Origin of the sequence: Paenibacillus sp. VTT E-133280 (assembly GCF_002264385.1) — a bacterium.
In the GTDB taxonomy this organism is placed as follows: Bacteria; Bacillota; Bacilli; order Paenibacillales; family Paenibacillaceae; genus Paenibacillus_AQ; species Paenibacillus_AQ nitricinens.
Genome location: NZ_NFUX01000086.1, coordinates 1 through 26500, shown reverse-complemented (window position 1 = coordinate 26500; position 26500 = coordinate 1). Strand labels below are relative to the sequence as shown.

The following is a 26500-nucleotide window of genomic DNA, read 5'->3' as shown; positions in this document are numbered from 1 at the left end:
GAGTTCGGTTCGACAAAACTTACTTCGTAATTATGATACGCCTAAACGGCGTGATAACATCCAATCCTGCAGTTCAGACAAGCTACCTTCCATGAAATACTGCTCCATTTCCGCAATCTGCCCCAGTCTGACAAAATGTCTTGATGCTGTAAGGCTTTTAGCTGCAGGCTGCGTAATAAAGGTCACACTTCCTTGACTTCTTTCGATAAAATCAAGCTCCTCAAACACATCTAGCATATTACTAAGCATTCGAATACTTAATGAGGATTGTCGACTTAGCCGCAGCAGCACTTCATGTTCTGGCGTCGCAACAGCAGTGATCGAAGCCAGCAATTTATAGAGTATTTTAAAATGATCCCGTGTCGGAATGATAAGTCTTTCTCGGCCATCCTTTATAGAATGCAAAAGCGCAATATTATCAGCATTAGGAAAAGCCTTTAGTAATGCGTCAAGTTGTTCAGGAGTCTCCGGCATATCCAGTAGGCATAACAGTGAGACATGCCCTGATTCCTGAATCGAATCATCCTTAATAGCGGCGCTAATGCCAGCTTCTTTATCATATACCCAGAAGGACATTCCTATCAATTCAGTCTGCGGAGACGTACGTCCACACTGACACACTGCTGCGGCACGATATGGGCCAGCACCACTATAGGGAAGCAGCAGCTCTCTAATATGCGCAGCCTGCCGTACAGCGTCAGCAGCACCACGAAGATCAAACAATTGAGCATCCTGGACTGATAAATCCTGTAGCAGAAGCTGTGGTTTCCTCGAGCCATTCCATTCGTTGATCGACAGTTCAGCCAGCACATTGATCGGGGTGCCCACAGGGAGCAGCTTAGCCAAATCCCCTTTACCAAAAGCTAAGGCTTCGATCGTGCTCTTTCCCTGTTGCAAGACGATTTTCAAGTGTTTTCCGTCTTGCCCCATGGTGCGTGTCTCTTTCACTGTAGCCCCGCGAATGATGAACTTTGGCAATGGATTCGACATCCCGAAAGGTGCAAGCCTTTCCAATTCAAGCGCGGTCTGTAGGGACAAATCGGAAATCGACACTTCTGCATCAGCAGAAGTAACAGGCACGAAATGCTCCGGTGTTAACACAGTAGCAGCGTATTCATTTAATGCCGCAGCGAAGGCTTCTAAGCCGTCCCGATGCAGGCTCATTCCCGCGGCTGCTGGATGACCACCGAAATGATCCATTAAGTCAGAACAAGAGGATAACGCCGCATATATATCAAGTCCAGGAATAGAGCGGGCAGAACCTTTGCACATGCCGGTCTCCGGATGAATATCCAGAATAATCACTGGCCGATAGTAACGCTCCAGTAGTTTGGAAGCCACTATACCTACCACACCCACATTCCAGCCTTGTTCAGCAAGAACTATGATGTCTGGTATTTCTCCACCCTGAGTCATCTGTTCCAATTTTGCAGTGGCCTCCACTACAATTCTTTCTACAACCAATTGGCGTTCTTTATTAAGCAGATCAAGCTCCCCAGCCAGTTGCTCAGCATCATCAGCATGCTCAGTTGTAAGCAATGCCACTGCCCGTCCAGCATGATCCAGACGACCACTCGCATTGATACGAGGCGCCATTCCAAAAGCGATATTAACCGCACTCACAGTACTCATGGTCACGCCGCTAACACCGAGTAAAGCACGGATACCTGGGAATCGAGAATTTCGCATACTGACCAAACCGTTTCGAACAATCTCACGATTCTCACCCAGCAGCGGCATTAAATCCGCTACAGTACCTATAGCAGCTATCTCTGCCCACTCATCTGGAGTTTCCTCCCCTAACATAGCCTGGGCGAGCTTATAAGCTACCCCTACACCCGCTAATCCCTTGAACGGGTAGGGGCAGTCGGGCAGCTTCGGATTGATTAACGTATAAGCCTCTGGGAGAAGCTCTGGAGGCTCATGGTGATCCGTAACAATCACATCAATCCCGAGTTCATTAGCGTAAGCAATCTGATGATAGGCGCTAATGCCAGTATCTACAGTAATGATCAAGGATACCCCCTGCTGTAAAGCCCAATCCAATGCATGATTATGCAGCCCGTAGCCCTCATTAGAACGGTGCGGGATATAAATATCAAAGGAAGCGCCCAAGTAACGCAGCAAATGAATCATTAATGCTGTACTGGACACACCGTCAGCGTCATAATCACCGTAAATCAGAATATGTTCTTCTTCTTTTAAAGCCTTTCTAATTCTGGGAACCGCTTCGGCCATCCCTTTTAGAAGGAACGGATCATTCGGAGCTTCCACACCGCCATCCATGAACGATAGAGCCTCATGTGGCGTATCAATTCCTCTAGTCACTAATAGTGAGGATAAGAGCGGAGAAATAGAAAGGCTCCGGGCCATATCCCTTACGACGTTGGGATCGGCTGCCGGAGATTGCCATCTTGTTTTTGAATAAAGCAATAGCGCTCACCTTTCTTTCACCTTGCGGACTACTGAAGCAGCGTCGGAATATCATTATCCGCCAATTCATAATTACTTTTGTATGGATAACCGGGATCATAAGGAACTACGTCCATATGTACCTCACCAACATGAACAAACCTGTGCTGCAGCAACTTTCTTGCACATTCTGAAATATCCTGTGCTTCCATCACCGTAATACGCGGATTTACACTGATCTTCACTTGCAGATTCACATAATTCCCTTGCTCAAGTGCCTTCAAATGTTCTACACGAATAACACCATGAACACGTTGTACAGTTTCAATAAAATTAGCTGCTTCCTCAGAAGGTAGCTCCTGTGCATTCTTAACACTAACAGTATTAACAATGAGCAGATAACCCTTACGTAGAATTAAGCATCCTGTTAAAAGTGCAGCAATAGGGTCCATGTAGAGTAGAGGATGCCAATAGGTCCCCCCCATTGATAACGATATCCCTACTAATACTGTGATAGAAGTATACAAACTGAAACGATGACTATTGGCATAAGCAGCGTGACTGCCATCCCCTATTTTTTTAAAGTACCGATATTGATATTGAAATACAGCTTCTTTAAGTACAATAGATAGCAAGACAGTTACAAGTGCAAGTTCTCCGCGAGTGGATGACTGTCCCTCGGTTAAGTCACGGATTGCAGAGAAGGCGATCTGCAGCCCCCCCATAAGAATTAATACCGAAAAAAGTATAGCTAAAAGCGGCTCCTTATTCCCTCGTCGCTCTTCTATCCGCTGCTTGCTCTTTCTGCTTTGTTCAGAGCGCCACGGGAGAATATCCGCCAATTTAGCTGCAGCATCTGCTCCCGAATATAATGCATCGCCCATTAATGCCTTGCTACCTGAAATATAGCCAAAACTCCCCTTAGCTACTGCCAAAGTAACATCGCTGATGATCCCTGTCCAAGCAACCGTCTTGCTTTGCGGTGATCGTTCTTTATTCATACGAGGCCCCCCTTACCACTAGCAAGTAATCTCATGATGATACAATACACATGACATACTACCCCAAAGATTTCGAAAGCCGCGTCGCATTTGACGCGGCTTTCTTAAATTATAAAGTTGATGTTTTTTTCATTCAAGTGTAGCCATGTTATTTTTCTTGAGACATTACCCTTTAGCCGGGCTTTTTACCTTTATCTTCTCACGCTTCTTAAGCAGTAACCAGAGCGGACTTGCAATAAAGATTGAGGAATACGCTCCGAAGAGCAATCCGATTACCATCGCAAGCGAGAACATCTTGATGGACTCTCCTCCAAGAATTAACAGGAAGAACGCCGCGATAAATACGGTAAATGCTGTGTAGAGAGAGCGCATAAGGGTCTGAGCCACACTCTTGTTCACAAGCTCTTTCAAATCTTCGTAAGTTTTCTGTTTACCAAAACGTAAATTTTCACGGATACGGTCAAAGATAACGATCGTATCATTGATGGAATAACCGATAATCGTAAGCACCGCTACGATGAACGTCAAATCCACTTCCAAGCGGAAAATGGAGAAGATAGCAACGACCATAAAAGCATCATGAAGCAATGCAACAATAGCTGCCAATGCAAACCGCCATTCAAAACGAATACTTACATAAATGATAATCCCTAGACAAGAAATGAGAACCGCATAGATCGCATTGCGTGCAAGTTCTTTAGACATTTCTGTATCCACAGTGTTAATCTCAAACGATGCTTTATCGTCAAGCTTCAAGATTTCTGTTTTAAGAGCTTCATCTTGTTGCTCATCGAGCACTTGATCATAACGAACGTTGACCCGTTCACTCCCTAACGTAATGCTTGGCTCACTTGAAATCCCGGATTTTTCAACTGCTGAATTAACCTCTTCCAATGTCAAATTCTTAGACAGAGAGATATCAACATTAGATCCCGCTTTGAAATCAACGCTATAATTCAATCCAAACGTTGCTAAGAAAATCAAACCTGCCACTGTAAGGGCGATGGAAAAAATATAGAAATATTTACTCAAATGTACGAAATCAAGCTCTTTCTTAAAGCGCACGGATATCACTCTCCTTAACACCGAAACTCTTCGGTTTGTTCAGCTTACCGGCTTTAACAAGCTGGCTAAGCAACCAGTGGGAGAAATAAAGATTCGTGGCAATACTCAGTACGATTTCTACGATCAGCACCAATGCGAAGCCTTTGACTGCACCTGTACCGAAGGCGAACATGACACCTGCCACAATAACAGTTGTGACATTGGAGTCCATTACTGTCCGGAAAGAGGATTTATTACCTGCTTTAACAGAGGAAAGCACACTTTTACCACTGCGCATTTCTTCCCTTATCCGTTCATTTGTAATGATATTGGCATCGACGGCCATCCCTATACCCAGAATAAATGCGGCTATACCAGGCAACGTCAATGTGAAGTCTGCAAAGACAAAGACTACAATTAGCAGCCATGTGTGCAAGATCAGTGCAAAACTAGCCAAGAGACCTGGCAAGCGATACATACCGATCATGAAGATAAGAATAATCAAAGAACCCAAAAGACCGGCTTTGATCGTTTGATCAAGCGATTGTTTACCAAGTGTTGCACCCACACTTTGGGAGTATTTCTCAGTAAGTTTCAGTGGCAACGCACCCAGATTAATAGTGTCAGCCAGTTCACGTGCTTCTTTAATTGTATACTGACCGGAAATAGACGCACTACCGTCGGTAAGTACTGCTTGTACCGTAGGGTCAGATAGCTTGTTCTCATCCAAATAAATTGCGAGATTCTTTCCTAAGAGTCGTTTCGTAATCTCTGCGAATTTATCCTTGTCCTTTATTTTGATACTGATGATTGGCTGATTCAGGTTATCCCGTCCAACCTCTGCCGCACCTTCAACAAAATCACTACCTACCAGTTCGATCTTGCTGTAAGTACCTTCAGCGTCACCTTCAGCAGCACTACGGAAAGTCAGAACTGCAGGCTCCTTCATCTTCTTACGAACCTCGGCTTCATCAGTAACGCCTGCAATTTTCAGACGAATACGGTCAGTACCTTCAGTTGTAACCTCTGGTTCACTGGTTCCGAGCGCATTGGCCCGTTTCTCCAAACTTTCTGCTGTTTTCAACAGTGAAGCTCGGGACAACGCTGCTCCCGCTTCCATAGGCTCTGCATGGTACAAAATCTCAAATCCGCCTTTCAGGTCAAGACCAAGTCTAACCTTGTCCAGCAGTCCAGGAGTAGTAAATGCCATGACGCCTGTCAAAACGAGCACGGTAATAATAAAGCCCATTAGTCTCTTCATGCTCTAGCTAGTTCCCCTTTCATTCACTCAATATTCCTATTATAGCTACACGTGAAATGACCGTCAATTCACAGCATAGTCATAGCTATACTCACACAAAGAAACGGCCGCCCCTGCCCATATCAGCAAGACATCCGTTTATATAGGAGATGTGAAGTTATTATTATTCTCTTACTTTACTGCTTTATAAGGCTTTTCGCAAAGAAAAGAAGCGAGATGTTTATTGTTCAGTTCAACCCCCGATAAGCTGCAAGAGTCAAATAAGTCATGTAACTATTGGCTTTTAAGGAATAAATATCATTTACCAGCTTATGCAAGGGGGGCATTCCGTCCTTATCATAATTACGACTGATACAATCCCAAATATCCTTGCTGGTTACATACTCATAGCCGAGGAGCCGGAATTCTTCAGCTTTGCTGCGGCACATGGCTTCGATTTCTTCGCTATGTTGATCATGATTCCACTGTTCCGATTCCACGTGATGACACCTCCAAAGAACGCTCGTGTTCGTATGCTTACCATAGGTATTCGACCCAAGTTCTCTGCTTTCCTCCTTCCGTCACAAAAAGTTACAACTACTAAAACAAGGCATGCCGGGACAGGGGTATAGCATATCCATAAGAATAGACAAGTTGGCCAGCGTTTCATTTCATTTGGGGAAGAAGGCGTGACCTTTGAGGAAACAGAGCTTTATACAAGGAACTTTAATCTTGCTTGCCGCCGGCATCATTAATCGAATGCTTGGATTTATACCCCGAATTGCTTTGCCACGCATCATTGGAGCAGAAGGTGTGGGTCTATATCAGCTCGCGTACCCATTCTTTATCGTGTTGGTTACTGTTATTACAGGCGGACTTCCCCTAGCAATTGCAAAGATGGTAGCCGAAGCAGAGGGAGAGAACCGCCCTGAGAAATCGCGGCAAATTTTACGGACTGGCCTTACTCTTAGTGTCGGACTAGGAATCTTCTTTACCATTGTTGCGCTGGTCAGTGCTTCATGGGTCTCCAATGTGATCTTAACAGACCACAGAGTTTATTATACTTTCATTGCCATGATCCCAATGATTGGAATTGTTGCTGTATCTGCAATATACCGCGGTTATTTTCAAGGTAGGCAGAACATGATTCCTTCTGCACTTTCTTCCGTTTTTGAGTCTATCGTGCGAATATTTTTTATGCTGTGGTTCTCTTGGCTGCTGTTACCCAAAGGAATCGCTTTTGCAGCTGCAGGGGCGATGCTAGGCGTAACGGTAGGAGAGATTGGCGGAATGTTAGCCATTCTGTGGCAATATTATGTCATCACGAAAAGGGATAAAAAAACAACCCCCATCCTAGAACAGCAAATGATTGAGAAGGAAGTTATACCTTCTGATCCAGATACCGTAAAATCAAATTCTCCCATACTAAGGCGTTTACTAGGTGTATCAATTCCTGTTACGGCAAGCCGGCTTGTCGGTTCTTTTTCCTATCTACTGGAATCTATAATTACCGTACGTAGTCTTGCACTAGCCGGAATCGCAACAGCCGCCGCGACTGCTCAATATGGGTCTTTACAGGGAATGGTTATTCCCTTACTGTTGCTTCCCGGAGCGTTAACTTCCTCTCTCGCGGTTTCTTTGGTTCCATCCTTGTCCGAGGCTGCCGCGAGAAAGGACCTGCCTACCATTCACAAACGAATGCATCAAGCGCTTCGACTAGCTCTTGTTACAGGGGCTCCCTTTGCTGTTCTTATGTATGTACTAGCAGTCCCACTATGCAACTTGTTATACGGAAATCCGGACACTGCTCCTATGCTAAAACTAATGGCCCCTTTCGCTTTGTTCATCTATGTTCAAGCCCCCTTACAAGCTGCACTTCAAGCAATGGACAGACCGGGAAGGGCACTCATCAATACTCTTATTGGGGCAGTAGTCAAAATCATTCTGATTATTATATTGGCTTCACAGCCAGAATACGGAATCTACGGCGCAATCATCGCCATTATTGTGAACAGCGTTCTTGTTACTCTTCTGCACGGGTACAGTGTAGTCAGTCTAATTTCATTATCCTTACGAATAACCGATACCATTAAAACCTTATGTGCAATGATCATTATGGGAGCAGGCGTGCGTTATGTATACATCTCCATTCCCATTGCAGAAGCACAATGGATTCAATTTTTATTTGCCTCTGCGGTAGGAATGGCCCTGTATTTCGGTCTCAGTCTATTAGCTGGCCTTATTTCCCTTCGTGATTTGGATCGACTGCCTTTCATTAAGCGTTGGCTTTAGAATGGTTATCGATTATCCAAACGGTCAACATAAACTCGGCCTTTATGGTCTATGGAGCAAAGAAAAACATCCCGAAAATCGGATACTCCCTTTTGGCGGATCTGAGTTCTTAGCCAGAACCTTGTTTTCCCTATCATCTCTAAATTTTGATCCTGGACCTTTCCATCCATAATCAGTGGAATAGGAAGCCCTTCATATCTGATTTTGTTCTTTGGCAGCTTAACTTTCTGACTGCTTACATCTGCTTCCTCTTCGGTCTTATTGTTCTCAGCAACTGAACTGCTATTGCCTGTCTGATTGGAAGATGACATTCCCTTGTCTTTCTCGAAAACGGTGAGCTGACCACTGGGCTCTAAAATCGCAAATTCCACATCAGCGGGACTAGCGATGTTCTGACCACGCAATTGTTGCAGCAGATCATCAATATTGTACCTTTGTTTACGCATTTCTCCCCGGTGCAGCTTGCCTCCAGAAATAAGTATGCTCGGTTTGCCGTCCATTAACAGCCGAATCTTTCTACTCTTAAGACTGAGCTGAGCAACCACAACTTGAATAATAACCAGTGTGGCCATCGGAACCAGACCTTCGTAAATCGGGCGATTAATATCCTCAATCACAAAAACAGCAATCTCAGCAATCATAATTGAGATCGTTAGATCAAATACAGATAGCTTACCGATTTCCCTCTTCCCCATGATACGCATGCACAGGAATATGAAGAAATACATCAGCACGGTCAAGAAAATATGGGTAGTGATATGCTGGGACATATAGCTTCGCTCCCCTCCACTCTCACCCGCAGACTTGTTTTCTCGGGCGGATTAATGTAACCCTATTCTGACCGCTCAGCACAGGGAACATTCGGAAGCTCACCTATTAATTAATGGTAAAAAGGCTGCAATGCCCATTCTTGTACTATTGGGGCAAGCCTTCCCATACAATGAATAATAACTTATGTAGATTATTTTTCTAAAAAAACTTTAGGAGGTTGTACCATGTATTTAATCCGGCGCCTGTTCTCATGGAGAATAGCCAATCCTGTATTGTCTGGCCTGTGTCGATCATTCCTTTGGATGCTGCTTGGCGCGTTTGTCCTCTCTCTTTTATTATGGGGCAGCGGTCTGAAGGAGCAGGATCTCTCAATGTACACTTATATAGTACACGGCATAGCCGCAGCATTCGGAGGACTAACCGCCGGTCGCAGAGCCACGAACAAAGGCTGGTATCAAGGAAGTCTTACAGGAATCTTTTACGGGATTATCGTTCTGTTAATTGGATTTCTAGCACTGGATAGCTCACCCTCTGGTGTTGACCTTCTTTGGGTTCTAGCTGCAGCAGCAATTGGTGCACTTGGTGGAATGTTTGGGGTTAATTTACAGAAAAGCTAAAATTATTATTCCATTAAATTCGAAACATTCCTTGGAAATATGTTAAACTGTGATCATCTGACTTCATAAAGAGAATCAAGGAGGCTTCGAATGCTTTGTTTTACCAATCAATGAATCATATTGTTTTGTACACAGTTGCATTAGTAGTGATATTAGTATGGATTGGCGCTCGTCGAAATCCAATCATGGCATTAGTTGAAATTGGGAAAGAGATGCTGCGATCCTATAAGTTTCTGCTACTGATGGTAGGCATGTTTGGTGTACTGGTCTTGAATAAATATGAACTACAAATTGAAGAAAAAATGCATCTTACCTCTGACTATACATCATTTGTATTTGGACTAGAGGGGCATTTTGTCCAAGCTGTTCAGGATATATTCTATAGTCCATGGCTAACGCCTATCATAGTTTTCTTCTACATTTTCATGCTTCAATCTGTACTGGCAGCTTCTCTAGGTGTCTATCTGTTAGATAAGAACCGTGTGATGCTGTACGCCACCTGCTATGCTATTATCATTAACTATGCTGTAGCTATTCCATTCTACCTATACTTCCCTGTAAATGAGGTATGGTCCTATGTACCTGCAGGCGTTAGATTTACTATGCTGGATGTATTTCCTAAGTTCGAGCAAGAGTACCGCCCTCTATCCGGTCTCAACAACTGCTTCCCGAGTCTACATACGTCCATTTCCGTTACGATGGCTTTACTGGCATTCCGTTCTGGAAACCGCCGGTGGATGGTCATTACGAGTATTTCCGCAGTCGTAATCGTCTTTGGTATATTCTATCTGGGCATTCATTGGCTTACAGATATGATAGGCGGCACTCTGCTAGCAGTCCTAGCTTCAACAGTTGGTGTACAGCTTGCCAAATTAACCTTACGGGGACGTGAAGAATCGCTCACAGTTCGCAGCCGAATAACGGATATGCGTTAAACCCTTAGATCACGATGAAAGATGAAAGTCAAAAAAGCGGTGTCACTCTCTTAACGAGAAGACACCGCTTTTTATGTACTTATTAATAACGAAACTATACTTTCTCCTCCACGTCCGTGGCAACGGAGTGACTAATGGAACCGCGATCAAAGGTCAGTTTAGTTACATCATTGACCCGTAGAACCACGATATCATCGGAAATCTCCATGATCGTACCGTGAAGACCACCAATAGTAACGATTTTATCGCCCTTTTTCAGAGACTTCAACATTGCATTACGTGTTTTGGTCTTCTTCTGTTGCGGACGAATCAGCAAGAAGTAGAATACTACAAACATAAGTACGAATGGACCTACGAGACCCAGTATACTACCTCCGCCTGTTGCTGCTGCATATTGAAACATATTTCTCCCCCCTTTCAAAGCACATTAAAACATGGACCTCAACGAAGCTTTAGAAGCCTTTAAGATTATCATATAATCCGTATTTAGCAAAAAACTCATCGCGAAAATCAAGCAGCCGATCTTCCTTGATGGCTTCGCGCACTTTACGCATCAAATCCAACAGGAAGTGCAAGTTATGGTATGTCGTCAATCTAAGTCCGAAGGTTTCATCGGCTTTGATTAGATGGCGCAAATAAGCGCGGGAATAATTCCGGCATGTATAGCAGTTGCACTCCGGATCAAGCGGCCCAAAATCGCGGGCATACTTTGCGTTGCGTACAACGAGTCTTCCCTGACTGGTCATCGTTGTTCCATTACGAGCAATACGGGTAGGCAGAACGCAGTCGAACATGTCCACTCCCCGGATTGATCCTTCCAACAGCGCATCCGGTGAACCAACGCCCATCAAATAGCGAGGTTTGCCTTGTGGCAGCAGGGGAACTGTATAATCCAGCACTTCATACATTAGCTGCTTGGACTCTCCGACGCTGAGCCCCCCAATAGCATACCCCGGGAAATCCATGGAAGTCAAATCTGCTGCGCTCTGACGGCGAAGATCCTCATACATACCACCTTGCACGATAGCAAATAGACCTTGATCATTTGGACGGGCGTGACTTTTCAGGCATCTTTCCGCCCAGCGTGTGGTACGCTCCAGTGATTTTTTCACGTAGTCATATTCCGCTGGGAATGGAGGACATTCATCGAATGCCATCATGATATCAGAACCAAGTGCGTTCTGAACTTCCATAGCTACTTCAGGAGACAAGAACTTCTTATCCCCATTTAGATGGGAACGGAAATGAACGCCTTCTTCGGTAATCTTGCGCATGTCACTAAGCGAGAATACTTGAAACCCGCCGCTATCCGTTAGAATGGGGCGGTCCCAGTTCATGAACTTATGCAGTCCGCCTGCTTCACGAACAATATCATGGCCCGGTCTCAGGAACAAATGGTACGTATTGCTCAAAATAATATGAGCATCCATCTCCTTCAGTTCTTCAGGACTCATTGTCTTAACTGTAGCTTGTGTGCCGACTGGCATAAATGCTGGTGTCTCAATCACACCATGTGGAGTATGGACTCTTCCAAGTCTTGCTCCGGATTGTTTGCACGTTTTGATGTGCTCATAAGTAATTGCTGCCATAAGTTAACCCATCCTCTTACCTTAGTAAATAAACATTGCATCTCCAAAGCTAAAAAACCGGTACTTCTGCTCTATCGCTTCTTCATAAGCAGCTAGAATATGTTCCCGACCTGCCAAAGCACTAACCAACATTACCAAAGTAGACTTCGGCAAATGAAAATTAGTAATTAACGCATTAACTACACTAAACTTATAGCCCGGATAGATGAAAATATCCGTCCAGCCACTACATTCCACTAATGGACCGCCTTCACATTGTCTTCCGACTGTTTCAAGTGTCCGACAAGAAGTCGTCCCTACCGCTATAATGCGACCACCATGATCCTTGGTAGCATTTATAGTATCTGCTGTTTCTTGAGACATTACAAAATACTCTGAATGCATAACATGCTCTTCAACCTTCTCAACAGACATCGGACGGAACGTTCCGAGACCTACATGAAGTGTAATATAAGCAATATTCACACCCTTGGCTTCAATCTGATCCAACAGTTCTTTGGTAAAATGAAGCCCTGCTGTAGGAGCAGCAGCTGATCCCTCATGCTTAGCATAAACGGTCTGATATCGTTCCCGATCATCGAGTGTTTCCTTAATATAAGGAGGCAGTGGCATTGTTCCCAGCCTGTCCAGAATCTCCTGGAAAATACCCTGATAAATGAACCGAAGCGTTCGTCCACCCATATCAGCCTCATCCTCAATAACCGCACGAAGCTCATCACTAAAGATGATAACCGCTCCTGTCTTGAGCTTTTTACCTGGCTTTACAAGAGCTTCCCATCGATCGTCTCCCAGATTCTTAAGGAGAAGCACTTCAGCTTTAGCCCCCGTATCTTCTTTAGCCCCAAACAATCTGGCAGGAATGACTCTCGTATCATTCAGAACAAGCGTATCTCCCGGTTGAAAATAATTAATAATATCGGTAAAATGCCGGTGAGCCAGCTCCCCATCCTCCTTATTTACTAAGAGCAGTCTAGAAGAGCTACGGTCAGAGAGTGGTGTCTGGGCAATTAATTCTTCCGGTAAATGAAAATCATATGCGTCTACATTCATGGTCTGTCTTCATTCCTTAACTATAGTAACGTTCTGATAATAGTGTTGCAATATCTGCTTGTAATCATACCCGCTGTCAGCCATGCCTTTCACGCCCCATTGCGACATGCCTAGACCATGACCGTATCCTTGGCCAATGAACAGAAAGCCCGAACTGTTAGTAATCGCTCTGGCTGAGGAATCCCCACCCATCACTACAGTTCCACTACCGTTCACATTAACCTTACCTGATGCAGAGAGTACACCTGCGCTCTGTGAACTTCCAATCGTGCTGGTAGCACCGTCAGCGCCTAATACAGTATAACTTCCGGCTGGTACAATATCAAACAATGTACTTGGCAATCCATTGAACGCAGAACGGAACATATCAGGATATTTCACATCCAGTGCCTGACCATTTGCTTTCACCTGAATCGCTCTTCCAGAAGGGCCGCGCTGAGTGACCTGCAAATTAAGGATGCTAGAAGGGAGCGTGCTAGTTGTTTTACCCTGCAAGCTTTTTAGAAGGTCGGCAGAGGTATATGGCCCTTTGATCCAGCTATAACTACCGGACTCATAGACTTTGTCTAGAACAACAGCATTCTCGCCCGGATTCAACTTGCCTACCGCACTTACACTACTTTCAACAGCAGGAAGGGGGCGCACATTGACATCTTTAGTGGTAGCTGTCGCTATATCCAGTCCCGCTGCTGTTTTATTTCCTGTCAATTTAATGTTATCCTCACGTGCATATCCAGAGGTTCCATTAGCGAGCAGTAAATAATACCACTTCTTAGCGGCCGCGGTAGCTGCGACATCCTCTTTGCTGGGAACGCTGGCAAACGCATCTCCACCATTGCCCCATACCTCCGATGGATCAGAGGTTACTCCACCACTGTTCGAGGAGAATACAGCCTCTATAACTTTACCACCACTCATCAATACTTCACCGGCAGTAGCATCCACTGCCTTAATAATAACTGGAGCCTCTGATCCGATTCCGTTATATACCTGACTCAATGTAGAATCTACTACATTCGCTACTTCGAAACGGTTGCCTTGCGCCATTGCATAGCTTCGGGCGGCGACAGCCTGAGCCTTTAGAGCTTCATCCGGCCAGCTGGAGGAAACCTCTCCTCCAACCACTGCATACAAATATTGTTCCAGTGGCACTTCATTGATAACCGCAAGGGAACCTCTCAAATTACTTAGCTCCATATTTCCACGGTAGGTACGCTTGGATCTTTCTTCGAGCTGAATTCCAGCCTCACTGCCAACGGCCAAAAATTTAGCATCATTTCCGGAAACCATATAATGATTAGCCTGTGTCTCGCTGCTAAGGTCCAGCCCAGCATCCAAACGCATGATTAACCCAGGTGAAGTTGCAGCGGACATAGCAAGCTGTGGCAATGCTGCAGACACTGTGGTCTGAACAGCAGCCAAATCTTTGTCGTTTGCAGCTTCGCCTACCCATACCTCAAACTGGGCACTGCCATCACTTCCTGAAAGAAACACCTTCCAGGCATCAAAACCAGCAGCTGTAATACTACTCAGAGCAGTATCAGCTTCTTGTTCCGAAGAATAGCGACCCGCCGATAAATGCTTATCCCCTTTCACCGCAGGGGTTTGATCAGCAGGAATGCCGAGTCCTGCCTTTACTACACGGGCAAGCCCATCCTTGGCAGCAGCTTCACTGACATAGACACCAGTATACAACTGATACACATTGGTTCCATTTCTAGAAATCATATAAATTTGAGGCTTATCAGAGGTAGACTGAAGCTTTTTAGCCGCATCAGCAGCTGTTTTCCAGCTTGAAGTCTCCATAACCTTTACTCTATAGCCATCCACACTAACACGTATTCTGCTCTGGGCAGGCACCAATAACAAAGGAGTGCTCCCTGGTTGGTTTGACATCAAAGTGAAGCTTTGTGTCGATTGCATAGTTACTACTGGCACGGTAGATTTATATTTACTACCAATATCGGCATAAAGGGCAACTCGAATCGTACTATTAGAATCGGCATGACTGGCGCCCGCAGGGATCAAGAGACTTCCCACAGCAATCGCAGCTGCCAGCAATCCTTTGCTTAGTGGAGCTATTCCTCCCCATTTCATCTTCGTATGCTTCATCCAGCATCCTCCTTTTAAATGTAGTTACTGACTCAGTGCTGCTCCGGAGGGAGCGGAAGGCCTAAGTGATGATAAGCGGCCGGGGTTACAATTCTTCCACGAGGGCTCCGCTGCAAGAACCCTATCTGCAGCAGGTAAGGCTCATAAACATCCTCAATCGTCTGACTTTCCTCACCAATTGTAGCAGCAATCGTATCCAGACCTACAGGACCGCCACGAAAGCTTGAAATCATTGCTCTTAACATCTTGTGATCGATGCTATCCAACCCACGTGGGTCTACTTGCAGCATCTTCAGGGCTTCCCCGGAAATCTCCGGGGTTATAATCCCATCGCCGCGCACTTGAGCAAAATCACGAACTCGCTTCAGGAGCCGGTTCGCAATCCGCGGCGTTCCACGGGAACGAAGCGCTATCTCTTCCGCCGCATCTCCGACAATCTCAATCCCTAAAAGATCTGCATTTCGGGCAACAATGAAGCTTAGCTCATCTATGGTATAGAACTCCAAGCGGCTGACCACTCCGAAACGATCTCGTAGTGGCGCTGACAGCAGGCCAGCACGGGTGGTAGCACCTATAAGTGTAAAAGGCGGCAAATCCAATCGTACCGAACGGGCACTTGGCCCTTTGCCGATCATGATATCCAGCGCGAAGTCCTCCATCGCCGGATACATTACCTCCTCCACCGTCCGGTGTAAGCGGTGAATTTCATCAATGAACAGCACGTCGCCTTCCTGCAGGTTCGTCAGCAGGGCGGCTAAATCTCCCGGCCGCTCTATAGCAGGACCGGATGTTGTTCGTAAATTCACACCCAGCTCATTGGCGATAATATTCGCAAGTGTTGTTTTACCGAGACCTGGAGGCCCGTAGAGCAGCACATGATCCAGCGCTTCACTTCTCATTTTGGCTGCTTCGATATATATTTTCAGGTTTTCTTTCACCTGATTCTGTCCGATATATTCTCCCAGATAACGAGGGCGTAAGCTTAATTCTACGGCTTGCTCGTCCATCATTAAATTAGCGGATATAATCCGGTCATCCATTCCTATCGCTCCCTTTCTTCAGGATGTGTTCGGTTTTACTTAGCAATATATAATAGCCCAAGTGCTTTCTTCATCAACACATCTACAGTCCCTGTCTCTGCGCCCTCTTTCTTCATAGCGAGCCATACACGGTCCAATTCACTTTCGGTATAGCCCAATCCCTTAAGGGCATCTCTAGCTTCTTGCCAAGCTAATCCATCCGCTCTTTCTTCCATTGGAACTGCAAATAATCCCGTTTGCATCGAAGCCATACTGAGTCCGTCCAGCTTGTCCTTCAAATCTAAGATCATCCGCTGCGCCGTCTTCTTGCCAATGCCCGGCAGTTTCGTTAAGAAGGTTATATTCTCTTGGTAAATTGCCGAGATCAACTGATCTGGAGTCCCACCTGTCAGTATTCCGAGCGCAACCTTCGGACCGATCCCGGATACCTCAATCAACTTGCGGAACAATTTTTGCTCCTCCCGAGTCGGGAACCCGAACAGAAGCGTCGCATCCTCACGTGTTTGATAATGAATATAGATCGTTACAGGTCCTTCTACTTTAGCAAAAGCATAAGGGTTCGGGCAGAATACCCGGTATCCTACGCCCTGCACATCCAGCACCACATATTCCGACTCTAAATGAACGACGGGTCCTCTTAAGAAATCTATCATTTTCGCAATACCTCATTTAATTTAGAATTAAGACTGCTCGAATGGGCATGACATACCGCTACCGCTAGTGCATCGGCCACATCATCCGGTTTAGGGATCGCCGATAATTTCAGCAACAGCTTCACCATTTCCTGTACCTGCCGCTTCTCAGCCTTACCATAACCAACTACTGCCTGCTTCACCATCATAGGTGTATATTCCGATACGGGTAAGCCACGCTGTACAGCAGCTAATATCGTCACTCCGCGGGCCTGAGCTACTGGCAATGCTGTTGTAACATTACGTGCGAAGAACAACTTCTCTATCGCTACAGCATCAGGTTTATATTTATCAATAAGCTGACCCATGCCTTCATAGACATGCAGCAGACGTTCTTCCTCAGGCGTATGAGCCTCGGTTTGGATACAACCATATTGGACTGGGGTCAATTTATGACCTTCCTTATCCACAAAGCCAAAACCGACAATCGCCAGCCCCGGATCAATTCCCAAAATGCGCAAACACGATCTCTCCTCTATAACAGGCAGTTTATTCCACCGTTTTCATCCATTACTCCGCTACGAAGCGAACATATGTATTCCTTCAAACCATTATAGCAAAAATACCTCTTCCGGGAGAAAAAAAGTTTACCCTCTGATGCGAAATGACAACTTTAGGCCTATAATGAGAACCTCAAAACTTCTTATATTTGCAAAGAAAAAGCTGCCCTATAGCCATTAATAATGACTTTAGGACAGCTGATATGCTTAAGGATGCTATTGCTTATTCTGCATGACATGTTCTGCAGCCTCACGCGCGTAGTCACTGAAGGTGGACAATACGCTATTGTACTCTTCAATATCTTGTACACGAATGCCCTCATGAAGCTCTTTCCAAATACTTTCCGGCAGAGAGGATTTCAAGGAACCCATATCCATTTGAAAAAAAGTCTTCAGCACCTTTTCCTGTACCGGAGGCCCTTTAAATAATTTCAAGTTCCCAAATGCATCGACTCCGATATAGGCTTCTTTTTTCGTCAGGGTCGATAGATCATTCACTTTTTGTTCCAGCCACAAATCTCCATCGCTGCTAATCCAACCGCTCCATGCAGAGTGTTCGTGAATTATCTTTTTAAGCTGAAGCGGGTTCTTTACACCTGGCAATGTCTGAACTTCTTCTCCAGATACATACGATATTTTTAAATGAACGGTTCTGCTGAGTCCGCTTTGAGCGATCGTCTGCAACAGTTGTTCGTTTTTTATGGTGCCCTTCTCTTTCTCCTCACCGCTGTCCACGCCTACTTTAAATACAGCTGCGGCCAACTCACTTTCGGCACTATCCGTCCAACTAGAATCCGTCAGCAGGCCACTGATTTCCTCAGGTACCTGCATGCTGCGCCAGGCCAGTACAGTAAGAGCTAAACAAGCTGCCCCTACCCAAAGCGCCTTTTTCCAACGTCTCCATCGCTGCCAAAGTTGTTTTTTTATGCGCGACACGTTAATCCCTTCATTCTGGTTTTTCCCTATTGTGACCTGAGAAGGGATCATTTATGCGCTTTTCTGTGAATAATCGATATTTTATAACAATTATAAGGTTGACCTTGCAGTTTAAGCGTTTGGAATAATCGGCAGCTTCACATGGCTTGGATATTTACTATTATGGTAAACGGTCTGCAGAACAGTAATTGCTTCTGTATCTTCATATGGATTATTACCTGTGTTCGTATTAGGGAAAGCAACGAATTTACTGGACGAGGTGATCGAGAACCGAACCCGGTGCCCCACTGCAAATCTATGGGCAATATTGGGCATGAAAATATCATATTCCTCTACTTGGCCAGGCGTGAGCAGTTCAGGTGCATCAAATCCATGACGATATTTAGCTCTAACAATATAGTTAGATAACCGGATAGAGTCGCCTTGTTCATTCACATCGCTAAGCGTAACTACCCAATCTGTATCCTTACCTGTACTAGCAGCGTAGATCACAGCTGACAATTCCCCAGCGATAGTCAATTCTTCCTTCAACACTTCACTGGTGTACACAAGGATATCATTCCGCAGCTCGTATTTCCGTAAATTTTCAGGCTCTCGCTCACCGCTATCATTCATCGGATCATTTGGGTTATAGACGTAAGTATCTTCGGGAGAGTGTTCCTCTGGTGCTGTGAGCAGCTTCCCATCACCTTGTCCTGAATTAGCCCGGCCCCCACTGGAAAGATAGAAAGGAGAAGTCACTGCTTCAGCAGGTGTCCAATCCTCCGATGTTCTCCACTGATTCTCGCCAACGACATAATAAGAGGCTCTAGGCTCCTGATCTATTCCATTCGGAATACCTTTCAAGAAACGGTCAAACCAGCGCAGGACAGAAACATCGTAATCATAAACCACTGCATCATTGCCAAAGCTTAACCCCTCATAGTCTCTGGCTCTGTTGGGTCCATGCTCCCATGCCCCCAGACGGATTTTCCGGTTCGGCACATCATGTTCAGTCAGCATTCTCCATGTCTCTGATACCCCAGGGCTGTCCCCGTCATACCAGCCTGAGATTACATACATAGGGACCTGTACCTGATCCCCGCGTTCCGTAAAGGTACAGTTTCTCCAGAAATCATCATACTCCGGATGCTGGCTCCACAGATCCCAAGGACCTGATGCTTTGCCGATCATTTGCTGTGGAATCTCCTTAATCGGTCTCGCATCGACGGCCGCTTCTGGGTTCACCGTTATGCCCCCAAAAATATCAAAATCCGTCCGGGTACCCACAGATTGTGCAAGCGTCCAAGACAAGAGCGGCCAAGAGCAAAGCGTTCCACCCTTACGCGCTGTATCTACAAACGGTGAGCCAACATTCACTTCATCCACCACAGCCTTCAAATTAGGGTGTCCACTGGTCGCCGCCGAGACAACAACAAAGCCGAGATAGGACGCGCCCCACATTCCAACATTGCCATCTGACCAATCCTGCGCGATAATCCAATCGATTGTATCGTAGCCATCATCCCGTTCATTATAAAAAGGAATCAATTCCCCTTCCGAATCCGCCCGACCTCTAACGTCCTGTGACACCACTGCATAACCTTTGTTAGCCCATCTCATAAAAATCTCTTTTTTGCCGTTACGGTCATAGCAGGTTCTCACAAGAATCGTCGGCAGCTTGGTTCCCGGCTGAATGCCCTCAGGAAGAAACACATCCGTTGCCAGTCTCACGCCATCACGCATCGGAATCAGATCCGTACCTAAATCATTCACACCATACTCTGGCTTCGACAAAAAGGGATCATCATAAACAACCAGAGGCGTCAGCTTCTCATATCCTGCTTTAACAATCAGCTCGATGCCATACCGATTCGGCGTAAGAAAAGCAATAATCTCACCATCCAAGGTCACAATATCCAGAGCCGTCTCTTTTCGTAGCGCCCATACTTGAGAAGTAAGCTCACGTCCATCCAATACAGCCTGATACTGAATATGCTTTTGATAAAGATCACCATTACTTAGGACTACCTCATCATTGACCCATTCTGCTTTAGCGTATGCGTCCATGTATTCGTGGATTTTTTGAAATGGAAGGACGGTCTTGAACTGGCTATCCAGCACATTGTATTGCATTTGTGTTCGTCTGCGTGGATCAACCTTAGCGAGCATAATTTGTTGTTCCGTGAAATGTATTTTCCCTGAATAAATGCCAGAACAGTAGAAGTTAAATGCAGTAGTGTTCAAGTATGTCGTCATCTATTTATCCCCTATCCCCAAATTTCTTCAAATACGCGCAGCCAGTTACCACCCATAATCTTTGCAATATCCTCATCCTTATAACCGCGAGCCACTAGACCTCTAGTAAAGTTGATAAAATAGCTATATTTTTCAAGCCCAGCAACGGTTTCAGTAGAAGGTCCGTCTCCTTTGGCAAATCCTAGCTTAGGTGCAATATGTTCTTTAAAATAAATCAATGACCAGAGCACATCGCTCATCGGCCAATCCGTTCCAATCCCGACATGATCCACGCCTACAAGCCGAATCACATATTCGATATGATCTAGCACATGATCAATGGTCGTATGGTTATGATCTTCATGAACAAACCACGGCATAGCAAAAATACCGACGACTCCACCCGTCTTAGAGATCGCGATGATTTCCTCATCACTTTTGCAGCGCATATGCGGATAGATGGCCTCAACACCCGTGTGTGAAGCAATGACCGGAGTCTTAGAGTACTGGCAGGCATCGAGTGTTGTTTGTTTTCCGCAATGTCCCGTATCTACAATGATCCCGAGCTTGTTGAGGCGCTCAATGAATCTTTTTCCATAATTCGTAATTCCAGCGTTCGACTGTTCTGCACAGCCTGCACCGACCTGATTCTGATTGTTATAGGTTAATTGTAAAATTCTTAAGCCAAAATTATGTAACACATCTAATAGGTCCAGATTGGTACCTAGGCCATCCGTTTCTTGTGCCGTGATAATACCCGCCTTATGGCCATTACGCTTGGCTGCACGTATGTCCTCTGCGGTTAAAGCTTTCACTAACCAATCTGCGGAGTCGAACTGAAGCTGAACTTCAGCCATACTATTGATCATGCTTTCTAAGGACTCTAAATGAAGCTCCCGGTTACCCGCGGTAATTCCCGATTTATACCATTCACTTTTATACTCAGGAATCTCACCGCTGGCCGACAGCTTTGTGATCATTTTTGCTGGCATGCTGCTGTATATCATCGGCTCATCTTTATAGGGCTCACACAGCTCTTTTATTTTTTCAGACACAGACTCTGGAATTGCGTTTGGAGATAAGGGACCTTGAAATAGCAAATCAATATTAATGTTCTGCTCGTGCAAACGTACTGCCCGTTCTTCTTCCTGCTCCGTCAACTTGAAATCATACAAACCTTCATATGTACTCATCGTGTGGTCGCTCCTTAGAATGCAATTTCAATGCCTTTTTGTAATTTAACAGCTTCATTATAAATGAAGTTAGCCGCTGCTAAATCTTCTATCGCAAGTCCTAGTCCTTTAAAAAGAGTGATCTCATCAGCTGTAGCTCTGCCCTCAATATGCCCGCTGATCAGTTCACCGATTTCACCGATGATATGACCTGAATTAATCACGCCTTCCTTCAGCGGAATTAAATAATCCCCTGATTCATGATGTGCGGATTCCAATCGGTCAACATATAACTTAGCTAACCGAACGGTCTCCGAATCCAGCTCGCGATCCGCAGATCTGCACGCTCCAATAGCGTTGATATGTACTCCGTGCTTCAGCCATTCTCCTTTGAGCACAGGCTCTGTGGATGCTGTTACGGTACAAATGATATCTGCAGGGCTGACTGCCTCTTGAGCAGACTCCGCCACTATTATATCCACACCATATTTAGGGCTCATTTCTGCTTGAAAATCTCTTGCCTTTGCAGGTGTTCTATTCCAAACTCTGACCTCACGAATCGATCGAACCAGTAGCATCGCTTCCAGCTGGCTTTTGGCTTGTTCACCCGTGCCCAGAATGGCAAGCACCTCTGCATCTTCTCTGGCCAGATAACGAGTGGCTACTGCGCTGACAGCCGCTGTGCGAATTGCAGTAATCTTCTGTCCATCTACTACAGCTTTCAGAACACCGGTAGAAGAATCGAATAACGTAACAAGCCCTTGATGGGAAGGTAAACCTGAGCCATGATTACTTGGAAACACACTGATGATCTTGGCGCCTGCTACTTCTTCGCTCTGCAAAAAGCCCGGCATTAAGCCAATCAGATTGCCTTGGTGCAGCGGGAGTACTTGTCTTAAGCTTTGTATGGCTTGTCCTGCGGACAAATCCTTCAAAACGGATTCCATCACAGTGATGCAAGACTCCATTGCTAATAACTCAGCCACTTCATTTTGATTAATAACTAGCATAAGACAAACCTCCATTACTTCATTGTGGCAAGAAAACAAATATGGGAACACAAAATTATTCTTTATATCATAACTTATACGCTTTAAATATTCATGTATAAAGCTGGAATTCAGGAATTTGTTTAACCACTAGCTATTCGCTATACTTAATATAGTTCATATTCTATTTTAAGGAGCTGACGATTGATTATGTCTAGTAAAATAACTTTAGGTAGAACAAATTTGCAGGTACTCCCTCTTGGGCTGGGTGCCAATGCTGTTGGCGGGCATAATTTATTTCCCGGCTTAAATGATGAGACTGGTAAAGACATTGTTCGCAATGCTCTTGACCATGGGATCAATTTCATTGATACCGCCTTTATCTATGGTCCAGGTAGATCCGAGGAACTGATTGGAGAAGTGCTGAGAGAAAGAGGCCGTCGTGACAATGTGGTCATTGCTACTAAGGGCGCTCATAAGATTACTGGCGATAAGGTTACGATCGACAACTCTCCAGCTTTTCTAAGACAGTCTGTGGAAGACAGCTTGAAACGCCTCCAGACCGATTATATCGATCTTTACTATATTCATTTCCCTGATGAAAGCACTCCTAAGGATGATGCTGTCGGCGAGCTTAAGAAACTGAAGGATGAAGGAAAAATCAGAGCGATTGGTGTCTCCAACTTCTCCATTGAACAGCTGAGAGAAGCCAACAAGGACGGCCATGTAGATGTACTCCAATCCCATTACAACCTGCTGCATCGTGATGCGGAAAAAGACCTGCTCCCTTACACGCAGGAGCATGGCATTTCTTTCGTTCCTTACTTCCCACTGGCGTCAGGACTTCTTGGCGGCAAGTATAAGCAAGGCGATACGTTCAGCGACAATAGAAAGAACAATCCAATGTTTCAAGGAACGACCTTTGCCAAAAACCTGGAGAAAGTAGACAAGGTTCGCCAAATTGCCGATGCCAAAGGTGTTGAAGTCGCACATGTAGTGCTAGCCTGGTATTTAACTGTACCTTCCATCGACGCACTTATTCCCGGAGCTAAACGTCCGGAACAGATCGTATCGAATCTCCAGACTCTGAAAGTTCAGCTGACACCAGAAGAGATCAAAGCGATTGATTCAATCTTTAAGGCGTAATAGCCTTTTATGTAAGTAATATAAAGGGGGTTGTCCTAGAAGTCATGAAATGGCTACTGGGGCAGCCCCTTTTCTAAGGATTAGCGCTACTGGAGTCCGAAAGCCTTAATAAATGATCAAGACTCGATAGCGCAGCTAGCCAACAAACAAAAATACAGGGCAGCGTATTCTTACCGAATATCCTAAATTCTTTGTATTAGTAAATATTGTTTGCTATACTTTCTCTGTGTATCAGTAGACTTTAATTTTTATACAAAGGGGAATTCCTTGATGATTATTCAACCTAAAACACGCGGATTTATATGCACAACAGCCCATCCAGAGGGATGCGCCAAACAAATAGAACAACAAATTGAATATGTAAAAGCACAAAAGAAAATTGAGGGACCTGCGAATGTACTCGTCATCGGTGCCTCTACCGGATACGGACTAGCTTCCAGAATTTCAGCTGCATTTGGTGCTGGCGCCAATACCATTGGTGTGTTCTTCGATAAAGCAGCGGAAGGTCAGCGCACCGCTTCTGCAGGCTGGTACAACTCCGCTGCCTTTGAACAACAAGCAGCAAAGCTTGGACTTAAATCACACAGCATAGTTGGCGATGCTTTCTCTGATGCTATTAAAGAGAAGACCATTGCATTGATTAAAGCTGAATATGGCACCATCGATTTAGTTATTTATAGTGTCGCTTCACCTCGTCGTACCCACCCGGTAACAGGGGAAACCTTCTCCTCCGTTATTAAACCAGTGGGAACAGCTTATTCGAATAAAACCTTAAACTTCCATACAGGCGAAGTATCCATGACCACCATTGAGCCTGCTAATGAAGAAGAAGTACGTCAGACAATCGCTGTAATGGGCGGCGAAGACTGGAGAATGTGGATCGATCAGCTTCAAGCAGCTGATGTCCTTGCAGATGGTGCTACTACCGTTGCTTACTCCTACATCGGGCCTGAAATCACTCATCCTATCTATCGGGACGGAACAATCGGCCAAGCCAAGCACGATCTGGAACAAACTGCGATTCAAATGAATGACCTTCTTTCATCAAAAGGCGGACGTGCCTTTGTGTCCGTTAATAAGGCGCTCGTAACTCAGTCCAGCTCAGCGATTCCTGTAGTGCCCCTTTATATCTCAGCCCTTTACGAAGTGATGAAGGAAAAAGACCTGCACGAGAACTGTATTGAACAAATGTATCGCTTGTTCTCTGAGCACCTATACGGCGAAGGCAAGGCTACTGCTGACGGAAGCTGCTTGATCCGCATTGACGACTGGGAAATGCGTGAGGACGTTCAGACAGAGGTTATGAAACGTTGGGACGAGCTGACAACTGATAATGCAGGTGAGCTAGCAGATCTTGAAGGCTACCGCCAAGATTTCTTCAATCTGTTTGGCTTTAGAACAGATGGCGTAGACTACGAAGCAGATATTGATCCTAATGTCGACATTCCGAATATGTACTAGAATGATTCTGAGCACATCCATATAATAATTATGGATGTATAAAAAAAGAGGTTGTCTGCAAAAGTAGTGAATTCTACTGAGTTGGCAGCCTCTTTTTTTGCACTTTGCTTGCAGCCTACCTATACGTCGTAGGGCATATTGGCTTAGCCTCCCACTTTGTGATATGGTTTGATAGAATACTGCAAGTTCTAACTTACATTCTAAGGAGTGAATCCCTCATGGTTAAAAAAATTAGTGTAGCGAATGGTGCACTTGACGTGTCCCAAATTTCGCTTGGCTGTATGCGGATTGCGGACTTGTCTGCAAAAGAGGCTGATACACATGTACATAGTGCGTTGGAGCTCGGAATAGACTTCTTTGATCATGCCGACATCTACGCAGGTGGTAAGGCCGAAGAAGTATTCGCAGGTGTACTAGAGAACAATCCTGGTATGCGTGATAAAATGATGATCCAAACCAAATGTGGAATCCGCGACGGTTTTTTTGATTTCTCCAAAGAGCATATCCTACAATCCGTTGAAGGCAGTCTTAAGCGCTTAAAGACCGATTATATCGATGTGCTTCTGCTTCACCGTCCTGACACGCTGTTCGAGCCGGAAGAAGTGGCTGAGGCTTTTGACATTCTGGAGAGCAAGGGTTTGGTCAAGCATTTTGGTGTCAGCAACCAAAACCCACTGCAAATCGAACTGCTCAAGAAAAATGTAAAGCAACCGTTGCTATTCAACCAGCTCCAATTAAGCATTATGTTCACGGGTATGATTGATACCGGTTTTAATGTGAATATGACCAACTCCGGTTCGGTTGTCCATGATGGCGGGATCTTGGAGTACAGCCGTCTACACGACATGACCATTCAGCCATGGTCGCCTTTCCAATATGGCTTTTTTGAAGGTGTATTCTTGGACAACGACAAGTTCCCTGAATTGAACGAGGTCATTAACCGTTTGGCAGCTGAAAAAGAGGTTACCAATACTGCTATTGCCATTGCCTGGATTCTCAGACATCCGGCAAATATGCAGCCTGTTGTAGGTACAACCAATACGCAGCGATTGCGGGATATTGCCAAAGCATCCGATATTACACTCACCAGACCCGAATGGTATGAAATTTACCGCGCTGCGGGTAATATCCTTCCATAAATATTAAAAGCCACGAAGTACGCTAATATCGCACTTCGTGGCTTTTTTTGTGACTATGATTGAAACCGTATAACTCTTATAAAAAAAAGAAACGGCATCTCTGCCGTTTCTTTAAAGGATGGACTCTCAGGGGCTCGAACCCTGG

Annotated in this window: 23 protein-coding genes; 6 read left to right on the top strand and 17 right to left on the bottom strand. The window is 45.1% G+C overall.

Annotation, left to right across the window (positions count from 1 at the left end; genetic code table 11):
* Window positions 1-30: 30 nt before the first annotated feature.
* From recJ to CA600_RS27010, 5 genes are all read right to left on the bottom strand, one after another.
* Window positions 31-2433, bottom strand: a complete 2403-nt coding sequence (recJ, locus tag CA600_RS27030; RefSeq protein ID WP_179281753.1) for a single-stranded-DNA-specific exonuclease RecJ — start codon at window positions 2431-2433, stop codon at window positions 31-33.
* Between the two features lie 29 nt (window positions 2434-2462).
* The gene (locus tag CA600_RS27025; protein ID WP_094874237.1) at window positions 2463-3413 is read right to left on the bottom strand and encodes a cation diffusion facilitator family transporter; all 951 of its coding nucleotides are present in this window, start codon (window positions 3411-3413) and stop codon (window positions 2463-2465) included.
* Window positions 3414-3578: 165 nt separating this feature from the next.
* Window positions 3579-4478: a protein translocase subunit SecF gene (secF, locus tag CA600_RS27020; RefSeq protein WP_094874236.1), complete on the bottom strand. Its 900-nt coding sequence runs from the start codon at window positions 4476-4478 to the stop codon at window positions 3579-3581.
* A complete protein-coding gene (secD, locus tag CA600_RS27015) occupies window positions 4468-5718 on the bottom strand; it encodes a protein translocase subunit SecD (protein ID WP_060621905.1) in 1251 nt (416 codons plus the stop codon). Before secD ends, secF begins: the two co-directional genes overlap by 11 nt.
* Window positions 5719-5945: 227 nt before the next feature.
* Window positions 5946-6197, bottom strand: coding sequence for a post-transcriptional regulator (locus CA600_RS27010; RefSeq protein ID WP_042191115.1), 252 nt, complete (start codon window positions 6195-6197; stop codon window positions 5946-5948).
* Between the two features lie 196 nt (window positions 6198-6393).
* On the opposite strand from CA600_RS27010, the gene spoVB reads away from it, so the two are divergent.
* Window positions 6394-7989, top strand: coding sequence for a stage V sporulation protein B (gene spoVB, locus CA600_RS27005; RefSeq protein WP_094874235.1), 1596 nt, complete (start codon window positions 6394-6396; stop codon window positions 7987-7989).
* A gap of 5 nt (window positions 7990-7994) precedes the next feature.
* Here spoVB and CA600_RS27000 read toward each other — a convergent pair whose 3' ends face one another.
* Complete coding sequence (locus tag CA600_RS27000) at window positions 7995-8759, bottom strand: DUF421 domain-containing protein (protein ID WP_094874234.1); 765 nt, start codon at window positions 8757-8759, stop codon at window positions 7995-7997.
* Between the two features lie 225 nt (window positions 8760-8984).
* Between CA600_RS27000 and CA600_RS26995 the strand changes: the two genes are divergently transcribed.
* Both CA600_RS26995 and CA600_RS26990 read left to right on the top strand, forming a co-directional pair.
* Complete coding sequence (locus tag CA600_RS26995) at window positions 8985-9377, top strand: TIGR04086 family membrane protein (RefSeq protein ID WP_042191121.1); 393 nt, start codon at window positions 8985-8987, stop codon at window positions 9375-9377.
* Window positions 9378-9472: 95 nt separating this feature from the next.
* A complete protein-coding gene (locus CA600_RS26990; RefSeq protein ID WP_256990033.1) occupies window positions 9473-10312 on the top strand; it encodes a phosphatase PAP2 family protein in 840 nt (279 codons plus the stop codon).
* Window positions 10313-10406: 94 nt separating this feature from the next.
* Here the strand turns inward: CA600_RS26990 and yajC are convergent, their stop codons facing one another.
* The 11 genes from yajC to CA600_RS26935 form a co-directional block, all read right to left on the bottom strand.
* On the bottom strand, window positions 10407-10715 hold the full coding sequence (gene yajC, locus CA600_RS26985; protein WP_042191123.1) for a preprotein translocase subunit YajC: 309 nt from the start codon (window positions 10713-10715) through the stop codon (window positions 10407-10409).
* Between the two features lie 49 nt (window positions 10716-10764).
* A complete protein-coding gene (gene tgt, locus CA600_RS26980; protein ID WP_042130504.1) occupies window positions 10765-11901 on the bottom strand; it encodes a tRNA guanosine(34) transglycosylase Tgt in 1137 nt (378 codons plus the stop codon).
* Window positions 11902-11922: 21 nt separating this feature from the next.
* The gene (gene queA / locus CA600_RS26975) at window positions 11923-12951 is read right to left on the bottom strand and encodes a tRNA preQ1(34) S-adenosylmethionine ribosyltransferase-isomerase QueA (RefSeq protein ID WP_094874233.1); all 1029 of its coding nucleotides are present in this window, start codon (window positions 12949-12951) and stop codon (window positions 11923-11925) included.
* A gap of 9 nt (window positions 12952-12960) precedes the next feature.
* A complete protein-coding gene (locus CA600_RS26970; protein ID WP_256990032.1) occupies window positions 12961-15063 on the bottom strand; it encodes a SpoIID/LytB domain-containing protein in 2103 nt (700 codons plus the stop codon).
* A 32-nt stretch (window positions 15064-15095) separates the two neighbouring features.
* Window positions 15096-16103, bottom strand: coding sequence for a Holliday junction branch migration DNA helicase RuvB (gene ruvB, locus CA600_RS26965; RefSeq protein WP_042191128.1), 1008 nt, complete (start codon window positions 16101-16103; stop codon window positions 15096-15098).
* Window positions 16104-16138: 35 nt separating this feature from the next.
* Entirely contained in the window at window positions 16139-16756 is a 618-nt protein-coding gene (gene ruvA, locus CA600_RS26960; RefSeq protein WP_094874232.1) for a Holliday junction branch migration protein RuvA, read from the bottom strand.
* Window positions 16753-17256 (bottom strand): crossover junction endodeoxyribonuclease RuvC, encoded by a 504-nt coding sequence (gene ruvC / locus CA600_RS26955; protein ID WP_036677679.1) that lies wholly within the window; start codon window positions 17254-17256, stop codon window positions 16753-16755. The genes ruvA and ruvC overlap by 4 nt, the downstream gene beginning before the upstream one ends.
* 255 nt (window positions 17257-17511) lie before the next feature.
* A complete protein-coding gene (locus tag CA600_RS26950) occupies window positions 17512-18231 on the bottom strand; it encodes a BofC C-terminal domain-containing protein (RefSeq protein ID WP_179281752.1) in 720 nt (239 codons plus the stop codon).
* A gap of 111 nt (window positions 18232-18342) precedes the next feature.
* The gene (locus CA600_RS26945) at window positions 18343-20469 is read right to left on the bottom strand and encodes a CocE/NonD family hydrolase (protein WP_094874230.1); all 2127 of its coding nucleotides are present in this window, start codon (window positions 20467-20469) and stop codon (window positions 18343-18345) included.
* A gap of 11 nt (window positions 20470-20480) precedes the next feature.
* Entirely contained in the window at window positions 20481-21641 is a 1161-nt protein-coding gene (locus CA600_RS26940; RefSeq protein WP_094874229.1) for a dipeptidase, read from the bottom strand.
* 14 nt (window positions 21642-21655) lie between these two features.
* A complete protein-coding gene (locus tag CA600_RS26935) occupies window positions 21656-22630 on the bottom strand; it encodes an ornithine cyclodeaminase family protein (RefSeq protein ID WP_218832800.1) in 975 nt (324 codons plus the stop codon).
* A gap of 189 nt (window positions 22631-22819) precedes the next feature.
* Here CA600_RS26935 and CA600_RS26930 point away from each other — a divergent pair, with 189 nt between their 5' ends.
* From CA600_RS26930 to CA600_RS26920, 3 genes are all read left to right on the top strand, one after another.
* Window positions 22820-23755: an aldo/keto reductase gene (locus CA600_RS26930; protein WP_094874227.1), complete on the top strand. Its 936-nt coding sequence runs from the start codon at window positions 22820-22822 to the stop codon at window positions 23753-23755.
* Between the two features lie 270 nt (window positions 23756-24025).
* A complete protein-coding gene (gene fabV, locus CA600_RS26925) occupies window positions 24026-25216 on the top strand; it encodes an enoyl-ACP reductase FabV (protein WP_094874226.1) in 1191 nt (396 codons plus the stop codon).
* A 218-nt stretch (window positions 25217-25434) separates the two neighbouring features.
* On the top strand, window positions 25435-26355 hold the full coding sequence (locus tag CA600_RS26920) for an aldo/keto reductase (protein WP_094874225.1): 921 nt from the start codon (window positions 25435-25437) through the stop codon (window positions 26353-26355).
* Window positions 26356-26500: the final 145 nt, after the last annotated feature.